Origin of the sequence: Marinicauda algicola, assembly GCF_017161425.1 — a bacterium.
Taxonomy (GTDB): domain Bacteria; phylum Pseudomonadota; class Alphaproteobacteria; order Caulobacterales; family Maricaulaceae; genus Marinicauda; species Marinicauda algicola.
Genome location: NZ_CP071057.1, coordinates 1,115,584 through 1,131,013, shown reverse-complemented (window position 1 = coordinate 1,131,013; position 15,430 = coordinate 1,115,584). Strand labels below are relative to the sequence as shown.

The window sequence follows — 15,430 nt, the reverse complement described above, 5'->3', positions numbered from 1 at the left end:
AAATTAAGCGCGCGCGCGCGAGATGGGCGTGATGAGCGACTTTCACGATTCCGGGCCGGGACGATCCGCCCCGCCGGCCCATGGCCGCCGGGAGATCGACCTGTTCGACCTGGCTGCGATCGTGTGGACGCAGAAATTTCTCATCATCCTGGTTTTTCTTGCGCTTTTCATTCCCGGCGCAATCGCCGCCTACACGCTGCTCACCCCCACCTACGAGGCCGAGACGCGCCTGCTGGTCCTGCTCGACGAGGATGACCCGACCCCGGGTGCGGCCGGCTCGGGCGGGGCCTTCGTGCTCGACCAGGTGCTGCAGTCCGAGATCGAGATCCTCGATTCCGATGCCGTGCGCCGGCGCGCGATCGAACGCCGCGGCGCCGAGCCGACGTCGGCCGCGCTGCGACGCCTGCGCTCGGGTTTCTCGGTCTCGCGCGCGCCCAATGCGAGCGTGATTACGGCGACCTACGAGTCCGACGATCCCGAACTCGCCGCCACGGTGCTCAACGCGATCGTGGAGGCCTATCTCGACTACCGCCAGGAAGTGCTCGTCGAGGACGGCGCCGGTCAGCTCAGGGCGCGGCTCGCCCGCGCCGAGATCGTGGCGCAGGAAGCGGCCGGCGAGCTGCGGGCCTTCCTCAACGATCACGGCCTCGTCGATTTCGAGGCCGAGCAGGCCGCGGCAGTCGCGCGCGTGACCGACCTGCAGACCCGCTTGCTGCTGGCCGAGGCCGAAGCCGAGGCCGCCGCGGCCGGCGCCGCCGCGATCGAGGCGCGCCTGACCGAGATACCCCAGACGATCGAGCACTATGTCGAGAACGACGTGACCGGCCAGCTCCTGACCCTCGAGGTACGCCGCCGCGAGCTGCTTGCGCGCTATCTGCCCGACGCGCCGCCGGTCGTCGCGATCGAGCGCGAGATCGCGGCGCTGCGCGACTTCATCGACGCCGGAGGCGCGCAGGGCGCGGGGCAGAGGCGGACCGGCGCTAATCCGGTCTACCAGGAGCTCGAGACCGCGCGCCTGCAGCAGGCCGGGGCAGCCGCAGCGCAGCGCAGGCTTGCCGCCATGCTGCGCCGCCAGCTTGCCGACGCGCGTGCGGAGGCCGACCGGCTGCGCGCCCTCGCACCGGCCCACGATCGCCTTCGCCGGGAGGTGAGCGCGGCCGAGACCGCTGCCGAACGCCTGTCCGAGCAGAGCGCGAACGCGGTCGCCCAGGCCGCAGGGTCGGGCGACGCGGCCGATGCCGTGCGGATCGTGGAGCGCGCCGAAACGCCTGCGGAAGCCAAGTCGCTGCGCAAGATCGCGATCGCTGGCGCAGGCGTGTTCGCGCTGGGTCTCGCGGGACTTCTCGGCCTGCTCGTCGGCTATGCGCAGGACTGGCGCGACCCGGCGCCGCGCCGCTCGCCGCCTCCGCATGCCCCCGATCCGGGCGGCGCGGGCGCTCGCGCTGCGCGCCAGTCAGCGCACCCGGCACCGAGGCGCGACCCGCTGCCCGTCCTCGCTCGCGTCGGGCGCCAGTAGCGTCAGCCCATCGTTAACCCTCGCCGGGCTAGGTTCGGTCTCCAGGGAGTCCGGCTCATGACCGTTTGCGCGCAATTGCAGGATCTGTCGCGCCGTCTCGTCGCGCGCGGGGAGCGCGGGCGCGCCGTCATGATCATGCCGGTCCGCGCCGGGGCCGGTGCCTCCTGGGTCAGCGCCCGGCTCGCCGCCAATGCGTCGCGCGAAAGCGGGCGTCCCGTCTGGCTCTACGATCTCGACTTCGCGGCCAACACCCAGGCCGGACGCACGCGGCTCAACGGCGCCGCCTACGACGCCGATTTCGGGACCGAACCCTTCTGGCGCGCCGACCCGGAAGGATCGGCCCGTCTCATCCTGCGCAAGGTGGAGACCGCGCCGGTGCTCGTTTCGGTCTTCGAGCGCCGCCCCGAGACCCTGCGCCGGGTCGTCTTCACCTCGGCGCCCGCCTATTGGGACCGGGTCCGGGCCGCCTGCGCGCTGGCGCTTGTCGACGTCCCGGCCGGCAGCCCGGCCGCCACCGCCATCGCCGGCGATCTCGACGGCGTGATCCTCGTCGGCGACGCCGAGCGGACCCGCCGCGACGAGGCGGAGGAGCTCGCCGACCGCATCGAATCCGCGGGCGGGCGAGTTCTCGGGATCGTCGTCAACCGCGCGCCGGGGACGGACGGGTGAGCGCCTGGGAGCTTGCCGTGCGCTGGCGCGCGGCGGCGCCGCGCGTGTCCGGGGTGAGGCTGCTTGAAGGCGTTGCCGGCGTCGTCCTGGTCCTCCTGTTCTCCCAGGCGCTGGTCGGGCCGCTGTTCGCCGATCCGGCCAACCCGGACGCCTCCGCCGTGCTGCGCCTGATCTGGCCGCCGGTCTATGCCGTGACCCTCCTGCTCATGCTCGCGCGACCCGGCGCGGTGCTCGATCATCTCGGCGGGGCCTGGCCGATCCTGCTTCTTGTCGGTCTCGCGCTCGCCTCGATGCTCTGGTCGCTCGATCCGGGAGTGACGCTGCGCCGGGCGATCGCGCTCGTCTTCACGACCCTGTTCGGGATCTGGCTCGCCGCCGCGTTCAGCTGGCGCGAGCTGCTGCGCGTTCTCGCAGCCGGCTTCGCGATCCTTGCTGCCGGCAGCTTCCTCGCCGGGGCGCTCGTTCCCGGCTTCGGCGTGATGCAGGAAATCCATCCCGGTGCCTGGAAAGGGTTGTGGTGGGAGAAGAACACGCTGGGGGCCATGATGGCCTGGGCGCTGCTCGCCTTCCTGGCCGCGGGCGCGCTCGACCGGCATTACGGCGCGCTGTGGCGAGCGCTCGTCCCGCTCGCGCTCCTGCTCGTTCTGTTGTCGACGTCGAAGACCGCGCTCCTGGCGAGTCTCGTCGCGATCGCAGGTACGGGCTCCATCGCACTCGCCCGCAAGGGCTTCGGGTTCGCGGCGCTGACGATGAGCGCGGGCCTGCTCGGCGTTCTCGCGCTCGGCTTCGTGCTGGCCATCGGGCCGGGGGTGATCCTGGAGATGCTCGGACGGGACGCCACCCTGACGGGGCGTACCGACATCTGGGCGGCACTCGTCCGCCTCATTGCGGAGCGGCCCTGGACCGGGTTCGGATACGGCGCGTTCTGGGAGACCGATGGCGGGCCGGTGCACTGGGTGCGCCTGGCGACCGCCTGGGACGTGCCGACGGCGCACAATGCCTGGATCGAGACCGCGCTTGCGCTGGGCCTGCCCGGCCTCGGGCTCGCGCTGTTCGTCTATCTACGCGCGCTCGTCGGGGGATTTGCCCGGCTCTTCGCCGGGCGGGAGACCTACTGGGCGCTGCCCTTCCTCGTGATGTGGGGCGTGATCAGCCTCTCCGAGAGCAGCATGCTGCAGCAGAACAGCCTGGTCTGGGCCGTTCTCGTGGCGACGGCGGTCAAGCTGTCGGCGCCGCGCGATCAGGCGTGAGCCGCACCGTAGAAGCGCGGCCCGAAGGCATCCATCCAGAGCACCTTGCCAGCCCCCTGGACGGCGCGGTCCAGGCAGGCGGCCGCAGCCTCCGCGCCGGCGAGGCGTGCGGGCAGGGCGGCCGCGCCGAACACGGCCATCTGCGCTGCGCCGATCCCCATCCAGGCCGCGAGCCTGAGGGGGCGGACCCGCTCACCGGTCACGCAGGCCTGGCTCGGGCCCTGGCCATAGGCGAAGCTGCGCGCCATCAGATAGGCCCAGCGCGCGCGGCGCGGATCGACATGCTCGACCACATGTGCGCGCGCCGACCAGGCGAAGCGGGTGCCGCGGGCGGCAAGGCGTGCGAACAGGAGGTCGTCTTCCCCGCCGGTCTCGTTGGTCGCCGGGTCGAACGGTTCGGCCGGCAGCGGCGCCGCGGCCCGGTCGATGAGGGAATTGCCGCAGCCATACGGCTTGGTCAGCACGCTGTCGGCGCCCGGCCCCGACCGTGAATAGAGGCGCGTGACGTAGGCCCGGCGCAGCGCGCCGGCTTGCGGCGCCTGGGCCGCGACGGGGCCGAACACGACGGGCGCATCGAGGCGCTCGCGCGTTTCCATCAGGCGCTGCAGCCAGTCGGGCGAGGCGCTCTCGTCATCGTCGAGCTGGGCGATATGGCGGCCCCTGGCTGCGGCGAAGCCGGCATTGCGGGCATTGGCGACACCGGGCGAGGGCTCGTGGACGTGGACGATCCCCGCCGGCGAGCGCGGCGCGAGCGCGTCGATGACTGCCCTGGCCCCGCCTTCGGGCGCATTGTCCACGACGACGATCTCGTCCGGCGCGCGGGTCTGGGCGAAGACGCTGACGAGGGCGCGCGACAGCCCGTCCGGCCGCCGGAAGGTCGGGATGAGGACGCTGAGGCTCATGCCGCCTCCACCTCGCGTGCCTCGATACGGTCGAGCGCCTCGCGCATCGGCAGCACCTCGCACTTGAGGTCGGCGGCGAGGCGGCAGACGCTGCGCAGGAATTCCGGCGTGCAGCCCCAGGGTCCGGGGGCGTTGCGGACATCGTGGCCGTAGAAGATCAGCCAGCCCGGAGCGCGTACCGCATCGCGCACGTGGTCGAGTGCGCGTGCGAGCCCGGCCTGGCCGCCATCGAGCGGCACCGCCTTGAGCAGTGCCCGGTCGGCCTCGCCGCGATTGATGCCGGGCTGCACGCCGCGCAGCGCGCGGTAGACGCGCGAGAGCGCGGCCTTGGCCCCCGGGCTCGCCTCGCCATAGGGAAAGGCGAAGCTGGTCAGGGGTTTCTCGAGACCCATCAGTTCGAGGCAGCGCCGATTGCGCGCGCAGTCGCGCACGACATCGCCGGCACCGATCCGGCTCGCATCCTCGTGCGCATAGGTGTGACAGCCGATCTCGTGACCGGAGTGGCACAGGCGCAGGAGTTCGCGCGTCTCGAACATCTTGCCGAGATGGGTCTCGCCCCCGGCAAAGCCCGCGCTGGCGAAGAACGTCCCGCGCCAGCCGAAGTCCTCCAGGATCTGCGCGCCCGCCGTGGCGGCGGAGATCGGAAAATCGTCGAAGGTGAAGCTGACGAGTGCCCGGTCAAGCGTGATCTGGAGCGGGGTCCGGGCGAGCCGGCGCGCCGCCAGGCGGCGCAGCTTGCCGGCAAAGCCGGACGCGGGGATGTAGGTTTGGCTCATGACAACGCCTCCGCTGCGCAGGCCGCCCGGTAGAGCTTGAGTGCCAGGACCCGCAGCCGGACCGGCAGCACCTGGGACCGCGCGGCCGCGGCCGAGAGGCGGCGGACGGGCGATGCCAGGCGCGTGCGCTTCACCAGCACGGCGGCGCGCGCTCCGGGAAGGACGGACATTTCCGGATTGCGGGCGAGAAAGCGGGCGAAGTTGGCGCCGCCGGCGGCGAACTTGGACAGGAGTCCCTCCACCGGCTGCAGGCCGGCATGGACGGCCGAGTTGTCGACATGGACGAGGCGGCCTGCCTTCGACGCGCGCACGGCCCAGTCGACATCCTCCCAGCCCCAGCCTGTGAAGCCCTCGTCGAACGGGACGGTACGCATCAGCGCGGCGCGCACCAGGAGGTTCGAGCTGCACACCGCAGACGCTCCGCGTGCGGTCCGTGCGGCGGCCGGTGCGACGTCGCCGGCGCGGGCGAGCGCGGCATGGACGCGGTGTTCGCGTGCTTCGTCGGCGATAAGGTCGAACCCTCCGAAGGCGGCGTCGAATTCGGCCTTCCCGGCGATCTCCTGCCAGCGCGCGAAGAAGCCGGCGGGGAGCACCATGTCGGCATCGAGATAGAGAAGCCAGGCGCCGCGGGCCCGCCGGGCGAGCGCATTGCGTGCGCCGGCACGGCCGAGATTGCTGCGGGCGGTGACGAGTCGGGCCGGCCGGGGACAGGCCAGGACCGCTTGGGCGGTCTCGGCGTTGAGGCGCTCGTCCGGGCACCCGTCGTCGAAGAGGACCATCTCCGTCCCGTCCCCGGCCTCCCGCTCGAAGGCGGACAGCAGGGCCCCCGCGTCGTCGCGGTAGAACGGCACCAGCACGGACAGGTGCGCCGTGCCCGCCGAGTTCGCGGCCGCATTGACGGTCTCGGTGAACAGGGCGGGGCTCATTGCGCGATCGCCCTGATGAGCGCCTCGACGCCGCGCCGCGAGGCGGACGGGAGAGCGGGAAGGGCGGGTCGAGCGTGCGGCATGGAGCGGCAGTGTCCCAGGATCGGATGGCGGCGCATCTTGGAGGGCCCTTCATGCAAGGCCGGGGCCGATCGCTCGGCGACCCGGTTGCGGCCCGGCACGCATCCTGCACACGAAGACCTGAAAGCGGGCTTAAGCCGCGCGAAGGTTGCGCGCTGCGTTTCAACGCGGTGCGCCTGACAGGAGCGAACCATGCCGGACGTCTCGGTTTGCCGCGCAGAGGAACTCGGCCGGGCCGAGCGGGAGGCCTGGTGTGCCTTCCGCGCCGCCGACCCGCTGCTGGCGAGCCCCTATTTTTCCCTCGACTTCCTCGACGCGATGGCGGGCGTGCGCCACGACGTGCGCGTCCTGGTGACGCGCGAGGCCGGCCGTCCCGCCGCCTTCCTGCCCCTGCATACCGGTCTTCTCGGCCATGCCCGCCCGCTCGGCGGCCCGCTCGGCGATCATCACGGGCTGATCGCGGAGCCTGGCGCGCGCATCGATCTCGCCCGCCTCGTGGAAGCGGGCGGCATCGCCGTGTACGACTTCTTCGGGGTCCCGGGTAACCAGGGGGCGTTTCGCGCCCACGGCCGCATCGAGGACGGTTCCTGGGTGATCGATCTGTCGGAGGGGTTCGACGCCTATCTCGCCCGCCGCACTGCGCTCGAGCCGAAGGCGTTCCGCAATCTGCGTGCCCGCGAGCGGAAGATCGAAGAGGCCGGCGCGGTGCTGCGCGTCGACGACCGGCGCGCGCACGTGCTGGAGGCCGGGCTGGCGTGGAAGAGCGCGCAATACAGGCGCACCGGCCATCTCGACGTGTTCTCGGTAGGCTGGACGCGCGATCTGATGTCCGCGCTGCTGGCCTCACGTGGCGAGACACGGGGTCTGGTCTCCAGCCTGGAGATCGGCGGGCGCCTCGCGGCGGTTCATGTCGGCATGCGCAGCGCGCGCGTGATGCACTACTGGTTTCCGTCCTACGATCCCGATTTCTCCCAGTTCGGCCCGGGCCTTGCCCTTCTGATGCGGCTCGCGCAGGCGCTGAGCGAGGACGGTGTCCAGGAGATCCACCTCGGGCCGGGCGATTACGACTTCAAGGCCCAGCTCGGCAGCTGGCAGTTCCCGCTGGTGCGCGGCTATGTCGGCCGACCCTCGTTCGCCGGCGCGGTGCGCGCGCTTGCCGGCAGTCTGGAGCGCGCGGGCGATGCGCTGCCGCGTCCCGTCGGCGGTCTGCCGGGCCGGGTATTCCGGCGCATCGACCTGATGGCGGGCATTCACGCGCGCTGAACCCGGGGCCCACCGCCTGCGAGGCGGGCGTGGCGTCGTGCGCCGCTTCGCGCTAGGAAGGCGCTGTTTTCAGTGCCAAGCTGGTCCGCCAGCCTCCTTGCGTGAAGAGTCCTGCCGATGACCGCGCCCCGCCTCTCGATCGTCATCCCTGCCTATAACGAAGCCGAGAGCATCGAGACCGTGGTGCGCGAAGCGCTCGAGGTCTTCGCCGGCAGCCTCGACAGCTTCGAGATCATCGTGATCGACGACGGCAGCGCGGACGACACCGCTGGCGCGCTTGCCGCGCTTGCCCAGGCCGACCCCCGCGTGCGCGTCATCCGCCATCCCAACCGCTCGGGCAAGAGCGCGGCCCTGCGCACCGGCGTGCTCGCCGCGAAGGCGGTCTGGGTCGCCACGATGGACGGGGACGGGCAGGACGATCCGCGCTCCGTCCTCGACATGGTGCAGGTCGTCGATCTCGGCACGGTCGGCGAGATCGGCGTGGTCGCCGGCAACCGGAAGAACCGCACCGACGGGGGCAGCCGCAAGATCGCCTCGCGGATCGCCAACACGCTGCGGCGCACGCTTCTCAATGACGATTGTCCGGACACCGCCTGCGGGCTCAAGCTCATCCCGCGCGACCTGTTCCTGGCGCTGCCCTTCTTCGACGCGCTGCACCGCTATCTTCCGGCCCTGTCCGGACATCTCGGCTACGAGACGGTCAATGTGCCCGTGGTGAACCGTCCGCGCGCAGGGGGCAGCTCGAAATACACCAATATCGGACGGGCCGTAGCGGGCTTCTTCGACCTGATGGGGGTGATCTGGATCATGCGGCGCACCCATGTGCCCTCGAAGGAACTGGTGCTCGGCGCGAGCCTTCGCGAACCGGGAGAGACGCGGTGAGGAGGGGTTTCGTCGCGCTGAGCCGCGACCCGGGCGAGGACCGGCTCTCGCCGCGCGCCTGGCTCGTGCTGATGCTGGTCGCCATTGCGGCGCTGCTGCCGGGCCTGTTCTCGATTCCCGTCGTGGACCGCGACGAGGCGCGCTATGCCCAGGCGAGCCGCCAGATGCTCGAGACCGGCGAGTTCATCGATATCCGCTTCCAGGACGAGGCGCGCCACAAGCAGCCGGTGATGACCTACTGGCTGCAGGCCGCGGCGGCCGTGCCCTTCGGCGGCGCGGATGCGCCGATCGGCGCGCACCGCCTGCCGGGCTTCCTGCTCTCGCTCGCGGCCGTGGCGCTGACGGCCTTCATCGGCGCGCGCCTGTTCTCGCCCTATGTCGGTTTCGCCGCCGGGATCGCGCTTGCCGCGACGCTCCTGCTCGCGCTCGAGGCGCGTACCGCGAAGACCGACGCGATCCTCCTGGGCTTCGGGATGATCGCCCAGGCCGGGCTCGCGATGATCCTCCTGAAGGATCAGAACCGGCGGCCCGGCTTCTGGGGCTGGCCGGCGGCGATGTGGGCCGCGATCGGGGCGAGCCTGCTCGTCAAGGGCCCGATCTTCTTCATGATCACGGCGCTCACCCTCGCCGTCTATGCCGGCTGGAAGCGCGATCCGGGGCTGTTCCTGAAGGTGCGGCCCCTGCCGGGCATCGCGCTCGCGCTCGCGATCTTCCTGCCCTGGTTCCTCGCCATCAATCTGCAGACCGACTGGGCGTTCGCGCAGAAGGCGGTCGGCTGGTCGCTGCTCGGCAAGGTGACCGAGGCCCACGAGGCCCATGGCGGCCCGCTCGGCTATCACCTGATGCTGTCGCCCCTGGTGCTGTGGCCGGCCTCCGCGCTGCTGGGGCTTGCGCTCCTGGCGGCGTGGCGCGGGCGCGAGGACGACCGGGTGAAGTTCCTGATCGCCTGGGCATTGCCGACCTATGTCGTGTTCGAGCTCGTGGCGACGAAGCTGCCGCACTACACCCTGCCGGCCTTGCCCGCGATCGCGATCCTGGTCGCGCTCGGCCTCGACCGGTGGCGGGAGCTGCTCGCCGGCTGGCGTTCGAAGGCGTTCTACGGGACGCTTGCCGCGTTCGGCGTCCTGGCCGGACTGGTCGTGGCCGGCGTGCCGCTGGCGGCGCGGCTCTTCTTCGAACTCGAACCGGGCCTTGCCGCCTATGCCACGCTCGCGATGGGGATCGTCGCCGCGCTCGCGGTCATCGCGCTGGTGCTGCGGCCGGGCCTCGACCGGCTCATCGCCGTCGCGGTCGCCGCCGCGGCGACCTATGCGGCCGCCTTCGCCTTCGCCATTCCCGCCGTGACGCCGATGTGGATCTCGCGCGACATGGGCCGGTTTGCGGCCCAGCTCGCCGGTTGCGAGGACATCGCGATCGCCGTGGCCGGCTATCGCGAGCCCTCCATCGCCTTCAATGTCGGCACCGCCGCCCTGCGCGCCGAGGACGGGGCCGAAGCAGGCGCGTTCGTGCTCGCCCATCCCGAATGCGGCATGGCCTTCGTCGACGTCACGCAGGCCGAGGCCTTCCAGGCGGTCGTCGAGGCGGCCGGCGGCGAGCTGCGGGCGCTCGGCACGCTCACCGGGTACAACTACGTCAAGGGCGACGACCTGGTGATGACCGCCTTCACCCTGGAGCGCAGCGCGGTGCGGGTGCGCGAATGATACCCCTTCCGATCCCCCGTCATTCCGGTTGCCGGAATGACGCGAAGAAGGCGTCCTAAGCCGCCCGGCTCGCCTTCTTGCGCTCGTGCTCCAGCAGGAGCTTCTTGCGGATGCGGATGGACTGGGGCGTGACCTCGACGAGCTCGTCGTCATTGATGAACTGAAGGGCGAACTCGAGCGTGACCCGGACCGGCGGGGTCAGGACGATGTTCTCGTCCGCGCCGGCGGCCCGGATATTGGTCAGCTTCTTGCCCTTGAGCGGGTTCACGATCATGTCCTCGTCGCGCGAGTTCACGCCGACGATCATGCCCTCGTAGACCTCGGTGCCGTGTCCGATGAAGAGCTTGCCGCGCTCCTGGATGTTCCACAGGGCGAAGGCGAGCGCCTTGCCCGAGGCCATGGAGATGATCGCGCCCTTCTGGCGCTGCCCGACCTCGCCCTCGCTCCTCGGCCCGTAATGGTCGAAGCCGTGGAACATGAGGCCCGAGCCCTGCGTGAGGGTCAGGAATTCGGAGCGGAAGCCGATCAGGCCCCGCGTCGGGATGATGTATTCCAGGCGTACCCGGCCCTGGCCGTCCGGAATCATGTTCTTCAGCTCGCCCCTGCGCGAGCCGATGCGCTCCATGATGGCGCCCTGGTGGTCTTCCTCGACATCGATGGTCAGGGTCTCGTAGGGCTCCTGCACCTCGCCGTCGATCTCCTTCAGGATGACCTCGGGACGGCCCACGGCGAGCTCGAAGCCCTCCCGGCGCATCGTCTCGATGAGGATGGACAGGTGCAGCTCGCCGCGTCCGGAGACCTTGAACTTGTCGGCGTTGTCGAGCTGGCGCACGCGCAGCGCGACGTTGGAGATCAGCTCCCGGTCGAGGCGCTCCTTGATCTGGCGCGAGGTGACGAACTTGCCCTCCCGGCCGGCGAAGGGGGAGTCGTTGACCTGGAAGGTCATCGAGATGGTCGGCTCGTCGACCACCAGCGCGGGCAGGGCCTCGACATGCTCGGGATGGCAGACCGTGTCGGAGATGTTGAGCGGGTCCAGACCGGTGAACATGACGATGTCGCCCGCGCTCGCGGAGTCCTGCTCGACGCGCTGCAGGCCGTGGAAGCCCAGCACCTGCAGGACCTTGCCCTTGCGCGTGGAGCCGTCCGCGCCGGCCACGGCCACCTGCTGGTTCTTGTTCAGCGTACCGCGCCGGATGCGACCGAGCCCGATCACGCCGGTATAGCTCGAATAGTCGAGCGCGCTGACCTGGAGCTGGAGCGGAGCGTCCGGATCGACATCGGGCGCGGAGACCTTCTCCACGATCGTTTCGAACAGCGGGTCCATCGTGTCGGTCGGAGCGTCGATGTCCAGCGTCGCCCAGCCCTGAAGGGCCGAGGCGTAGACGACGGGGAAGTCCATCTGCTCGTCGCTTGCGCCGAGCCGGTCGAACAGGTCGAAGGTCTGGTCCACGACCCAGTCGGGACGCGCGCCGGGACGGTCGACCTTGTTGATCACCACGATGGGCTTCAGCCCCAGGGCCAGCGCCTTCTTGGTCACGAAGGTGGTCTGCGGCATCGGGCCGTCCACCGCGTCCACCAGGAGCAGCACCGAATCGACCATGGACAGCACGCGCTCCACCTCGCCGCCGAAATCGGCGTGGCCGGGCGTGTCCACGATGTTGATGCGGTAGTCGCGCCATTTCACGGCGGTGTTCTTGGCCAGGATGGTGATGCCGCGCTCGCGCTCGAGCACGTTGGAATCCATGACCCGTTCGACCTCCTCGCCGCGTTCGCCGAGCGTGCCGGACTGCTTCAGGAGCTTGTCGACGAGGGTGGTCTTGCCGTGGTCGACGTGGGCGACGATGGCGATGTTACGCAGGTTTGCGACCGGGCTGGTCATGAAGGCTCTTCCTTGGCGGGGGAGTATATTTGCGCGCTCTCATACAGGCGCGGGCGCGGCATGGCTAGCTGGCGCTCGCACGATCAGATCGTTATGGTCCGGCTCGAAATCAATGCCTGCAAAAAAAGACGAAATGGGGAGAGCTCATGCTTCGACTGCCGCGCGCCATCCTGGCCGCCTGTAGCCTGCTTGCCGTCACAGGCGCCGCCAGCGCCGAGCCGATCGGCTTCTTCCAGGTGGAGAACACCCGCTACGACAGCGCCGTGCCGACGCCGGAGGAGGTGTTCGGGTTCGGCATCGGCGAGCGCCCGGTGCGCCACGACCAGATGGTGGCCTACCTCACCCGTCTCGCCGAGGTCTCCGACCGCATCGAGGTGGAGACGATCGGCTATTCCCACGAGCGCCGCCCCATCCTGTTCTTCACCGTGACGAGCCCGGAGAACCACGCAAGGATCGGCGAGATCCGCGAGGCCCATCTCCAGCGTCGCCTGGGCGAGGCTCCGGCCGACGCCGCGCCGATGCCGATCTGGCTCAATTACGGCGTCCACGGCGCGGAAAGCTCCGGCATGGATGCGGCGATCCCGCTGCTCTACCACTATGCCGCCGCGCAGGGGCAGGAGGTCGAGGCGCAGCTCTCCGAGGCCGTGATCCTGGTCACCGCCATCTTCAATCCGGACGGTCACACCCGCCGGATCGACCACAACAACACCTTCTGGACCTATGCCGACGTCACCGACCCGGCTCATGCCGCCCACGATCTGTGGACCGAGGCGCGCACCAATCACTACTGGTTCGACCTCAATCGCCAGTGGCTCCTCCTAACCCAGCCCGAGGCGCAGGCCTGGATCGCCAAGTGGCACGAGTGGAAGCCCATGGTCTCGGCGGACTATCACGAGATGGGCACCGACAGCCCGTTCTACTTCCATCCCGGCGAACCGGCCCGGCGCAACCCGCTGATCCCGGAGCGTGCGCGCGATCTGACGCTCGGCATCGCCGGGCATCATGCCGGCTGGCTCGACACCGAGGCGCGGCTCTACACGGCCGAGGAGAATTTCGACAATTTCTACATCGGCAAGGGCTCGACCTATCCCCAGGTCAACGGCTCTCTGGGCATCCTGTTCGAGATCGGCGCGGCGCGCGGAGGTGAAATCGAATCCGAGCACGGTCTCGTGACCCACGCCGACAATGTGCGCACCCAGTTCCGCACCTCGCTCACCACGGTGCAGGGCGCGCTGGCCCAGCGCGAGGAAATCACCGCCTACCAGCGCGAGTTCTTCGCCGAGGCGCCGCGCCTGGCGCGCCAGGACCGTACCCGCGCCTACGTGTTCACCGCCCGCGGCGACGCGGCGCGCAGCGCGCGTTTCGTCGAGCTGCTGCGCCAGCACGATGTCGACGTGTTCGAGCTTGCCCGCGACGTGACGGTGGACGGGACCGAGTTCGCGGCCGGCGAGGCCTTCGTCGTGCCGATGAACCAGGACCAGTACCGCATGATCCGCGGCGTGTTCGACCGGGTCACCGAGTTCGAGGAGAACATCTTCTACGACGTCTCCGGCTGGACGCTGCCGCTCGCCTACGATCTCGACTATGCCGCGCTGACCGGCGGACAGTTCAACGACCGCCTGCTGGGCGAAGCCGCGATGGGCACGCTCGCGGCGCCTCCGGTGCCGCCGCGCGCCCCCTACGGCTATGTCTTCTCCTGGACCGACAGCTATGCGCCGCGCGCGCTCTACCGGGTGCTCGACGCCGGCCTGTTCGCCCGCGTCAGCCGCGAGCCCTTCACGGTGGAGACCACGGAGGGCGAGGCCGATTTCGAGCGCGGGGCGGTGTTCGTTCCGCTGGCGCGCCAGGACGAGGGGCCGGCGCGCATCCACGATCTCATGCGCACGATCGCGAACGAGGACGGAGTGCACGTGCATGCCGTGACCTCGGGCTTCACCCCCACGCCCGGCCGCGATCTCGGCGCCTGGAACGTGTTCTCCACCGTAGAGCGGCCGGAAATCCTGCTGCTCTACGACGACGGGCTCGCCCGCTACGACGCCGGCGAGGTCTGGTGGACGCTGGACTACCGCATGCGCGTTCCGGTGACGCTGCGCCGTAAGGACAATCTCGGCGGTCTCGACTGGTCGCGCTACACGCACCTGATCCTCGTGGGCGGCAATGCGGGCCTGTCCGAGGAGGCCACAACCCGCGTCAACCAGTGGATCCGCGAAGAGGGCGGCACGCTGATCGCCAGCCGGCAGGGCGCGTACTGGGCCCAGGAGGCCTTCCTCGGACTGGAAGCGGCCGGCGATGAGGACGAGGGCGAGGGTGAGGACGTCGCCGACCAGACCCGCTATGTCCGCTACGACTTCGCCGAGCTGGACGTACGCGATGCCGAGCACGTCATTGGAGGGGCGCTGTTCGAGACCGATCTGGACATCACCCACCCGCTCGGCTTCGGATTGCTGGACCGCTCGCTTGCCGTCAACCGCAACACCACCGCGACGCTGGTGCGTCCCGAGGGTGATCCTTACGCGGTGGTGGCCGAGTACACCGAGGAACCGCTCCTGTCGGGCTATGCCTCGCAGCGCCGTCTCGACGAGATCGCCGGCACCCCGGCCGTCGTCGCCCAGCGCCACGGTGCGGGTGCGGTGATACTGTTCGCCGACAATCCTGTGTTCCGCGGCACCTATCCGGGCAGCGAGAAGCTGCTGCTGAACGCCATCTTCCTGTCCGGTCTCATCGATCGCCCGTTCGGCGATTACGAGGAGTAGGAGGGGACAGCTCCGCGCGCGCGGCCCGGCCGTTCCGGCGGCCGGGCCTTCGCGTGTCTAGAACCGGCCGTGCCGGCCTTCTCCCCCGGAAAAGCGCCTGGCGCCCTCCAGCGTCTCCCCGCTCTTCAGCGTGTCGAGGCCGCGCCGGGTCTCGTTCGCGAGGGCGTCGCGTTCGGGCAGGGACCACTGCTCGAGGACGCTTGTCCGGTCATTTCTCATGCAGGTCTGCGGGAAGGCGGCGATGTCGCGCGCCAGCGCCTTCGCGGTCTCGAGCGCCTGCCCGTCCGCGCAGGTCCGGTTGGCGAGCCCGATGCGGAACGCCTCCTGCGCGTCCACCGGCCGCCCGGTGAGGATCATGTCGAGCGCGCGCGACTGGCCGATCAGGCGCGGCAGGCGCACCGTGCCGCCATCCACGAGAGGCACGCCGAAGCGGCGGCAGAAGACGCCGAACACGGCCGATTCCGCCGCGACGCGAAGATCGCACCACAGCGCGAGTTCCAGCCCGCCGGCGACGGCGAAGCCTTCCACCGCGGCGATGACGGGCTTGGACAGCGCCATGCGGGTCGGGCCCATCGGCCCGTCGCCGGCCTCCTCCACGCTGTTCATGTCCGGTCCGCCGAGCGCCTTCAGGTCCGCTCCGGCGCAGAATGTCCCGTTCGCTCCGGTCAGCACCGCGACCCGGGCCGCCTCGTCCGTCTCGAAGCGGCGGAAGGCCTCGGCGAGCGTGCGCGCCGTCGGCCCGTCGACGGCGTTGCGCGCGCCCGGGCGGTCGATGGTGATGACGGCGACGGGCGCGTCGAGCTCGTAATGTACGGACATGGGCATTCTCCCGC

At 70.4% G+C, this 15,430-nt stretch carries 12 protein-coding genes; 7 read left to right on the top strand and 5 right to left on the bottom strand.

Annotated features, from left to right (window positions below):
- Positions 1-31: 31 nt before the first annotated feature.
- Genes JW792_RS05590 through JW792_RS05580 form a run of 3 tightly spaced genes read left to right on the top strand, consistent with a single transcriptional unit; the run spans position 32 to position 3,435 of the window.
- Complete coding sequence (locus JW792_RS05590) at positions 32-1,516, top strand: GumC family protein (protein ID WP_158291631.1); 1,485 nt, start codon at positions 32-34, stop codon at positions 1,514-1,516.
- 57 nt (positions 1,517-1,573) lie between these two features.
- Positions 1,574-2,185 carry a P-loop NTPase family protein gene (locus tag JW792_RS05585; protein ID WP_135996605.1) on the top strand — a complete coding sequence of 204 codons (612 nt, stop codon included), beginning with the start codon at positions 1,574-1,576 and terminating at the stop codon, positions 2,183-2,185.
- Positions 2,182-3,435 (top strand): O-antigen ligase family protein, encoded by a 1,254-nt coding sequence (locus tag JW792_RS05580; RefSeq protein WP_135996607.1) that lies wholly within the window; start codon positions 2,182-2,184, stop codon positions 3,433-3,435. The genes JW792_RS05585 and JW792_RS05580 overlap by 4 nt, the downstream gene beginning before the upstream one ends.
- Here JW792_RS05580 and JW792_RS05575 read toward each other — a convergent pair.
- The 3 genes from JW792_RS05575 to JW792_RS05565 are packed head-to-tail and all read right to left on the bottom strand — an operon-like array spanning position 3,426 to position 6,039.
- Entirely contained in the window at positions 3,426-4,337 is a 912-nt protein-coding gene (locus JW792_RS05575) for a glycosyltransferase family 2 protein (protein WP_135996609.1), read from the bottom strand. The two genes, JW792_RS05580 and JW792_RS05575, sit on opposite strands and share 10 nt — an antisense overlap.
- Positions 4,334-5,113 carry a polysaccharide deacetylase family protein gene (locus JW792_RS05570; protein WP_135996611.1) on the bottom strand — a complete coding sequence of 260 codons (780 nt, stop codon included), beginning with the start codon at positions 5,111-5,113 and terminating at the stop codon, positions 4,334-4,336. The genes JW792_RS05575 and JW792_RS05570 overlap by 4 nt, the downstream gene beginning before the upstream one ends.
- Positions 5,110-6,039 carry a glycosyltransferase gene (locus JW792_RS05565; protein ID WP_135996613.1) on the bottom strand — a complete coding sequence of 310 codons (930 nt, stop codon included), beginning with the start codon at positions 6,037-6,039 and terminating at the stop codon, positions 5,110-5,112. Before JW792_RS05565 ends, JW792_RS05570 begins: the two co-directional genes overlap by 4 nt.
- Before the next feature lie 273 nt (positions 6,040-6,312).
- Between JW792_RS05565 and JW792_RS05560 the strand changes: the two genes are divergently transcribed.
- The 3 genes from JW792_RS05560 (at position 6,313) to JW792_RS05550 (ending at position 9,965) form a co-directional block, all read left to right on the top strand.
- The gene (locus tag JW792_RS05560; protein WP_135996615.1) at positions 6,313-7,383 is read left to right on the top strand and encodes a GNAT family N-acetyltransferase; all 1,071 of its coding nucleotides are present in this window, start codon (positions 6,313-6,315) and stop codon (positions 7,381-7,383) included.
- A 117-nt stretch (positions 7,384-7,500) separates the two neighbouring features.
- Positions 7,501-8,265 carry a glycosyltransferase family 2 protein gene (locus tag JW792_RS05555; RefSeq protein ID WP_135996617.1) on the top strand — a complete coding sequence of 255 codons (765 nt, stop codon included), beginning with the start codon at positions 7,501-7,503 and terminating at the stop codon, positions 8,263-8,265.
- Complete coding sequence (locus JW792_RS05550) at positions 8,262-9,965, top strand: ArnT family glycosyltransferase (RefSeq protein ID WP_241095072.1); 1,704 nt, start codon at positions 8,262-8,264, stop codon at positions 9,963-9,965. Before JW792_RS05555 ends, JW792_RS05550 begins: the two co-directional genes overlap by 4 nt.
- A gap of 55 nt (positions 9,966-10,020) precedes the next feature.
- Here the strand turns inward: JW792_RS05550 and typA are convergent, their stop codons facing one another.
- On the bottom strand, positions 10,021-11,844 hold the full coding sequence (gene typA, locus JW792_RS05545) for a translational GTPase TypA (RefSeq protein ID WP_135996619.1): 1,824 nt from the start codon (positions 11,842-11,844) through the stop codon (positions 10,021-10,023).
- Between the two features lie 146 nt (positions 11,845-11,990).
- On the opposite strand from typA, the gene JW792_RS05540 reads away from it, so the two are divergent.
- Positions 11,991-14,597: a M14 family zinc carboxypeptidase gene (locus JW792_RS05540; RefSeq protein ID WP_135996621.1), complete on the top strand. Its 2,607-nt coding sequence runs from the start codon at positions 11,991-11,993 to the stop codon at positions 14,595-14,597.
- A 57-nt stretch (positions 14,598-14,654) separates the two neighbouring features.
- Here the strand turns inward: JW792_RS05540 and JW792_RS05535 are convergent, their stop codons facing one another.
- On the bottom strand, positions 14,655-15,416 hold the full coding sequence (locus tag JW792_RS05535) for a crotonase/enoyl-CoA hydratase family protein (protein WP_135996623.1): 762 nt from the start codon (positions 15,414-15,416) through the stop codon (positions 14,655-14,657).
- Between the last annotated feature and the right edge of the window lie 14 nt (positions 15,417-15,430).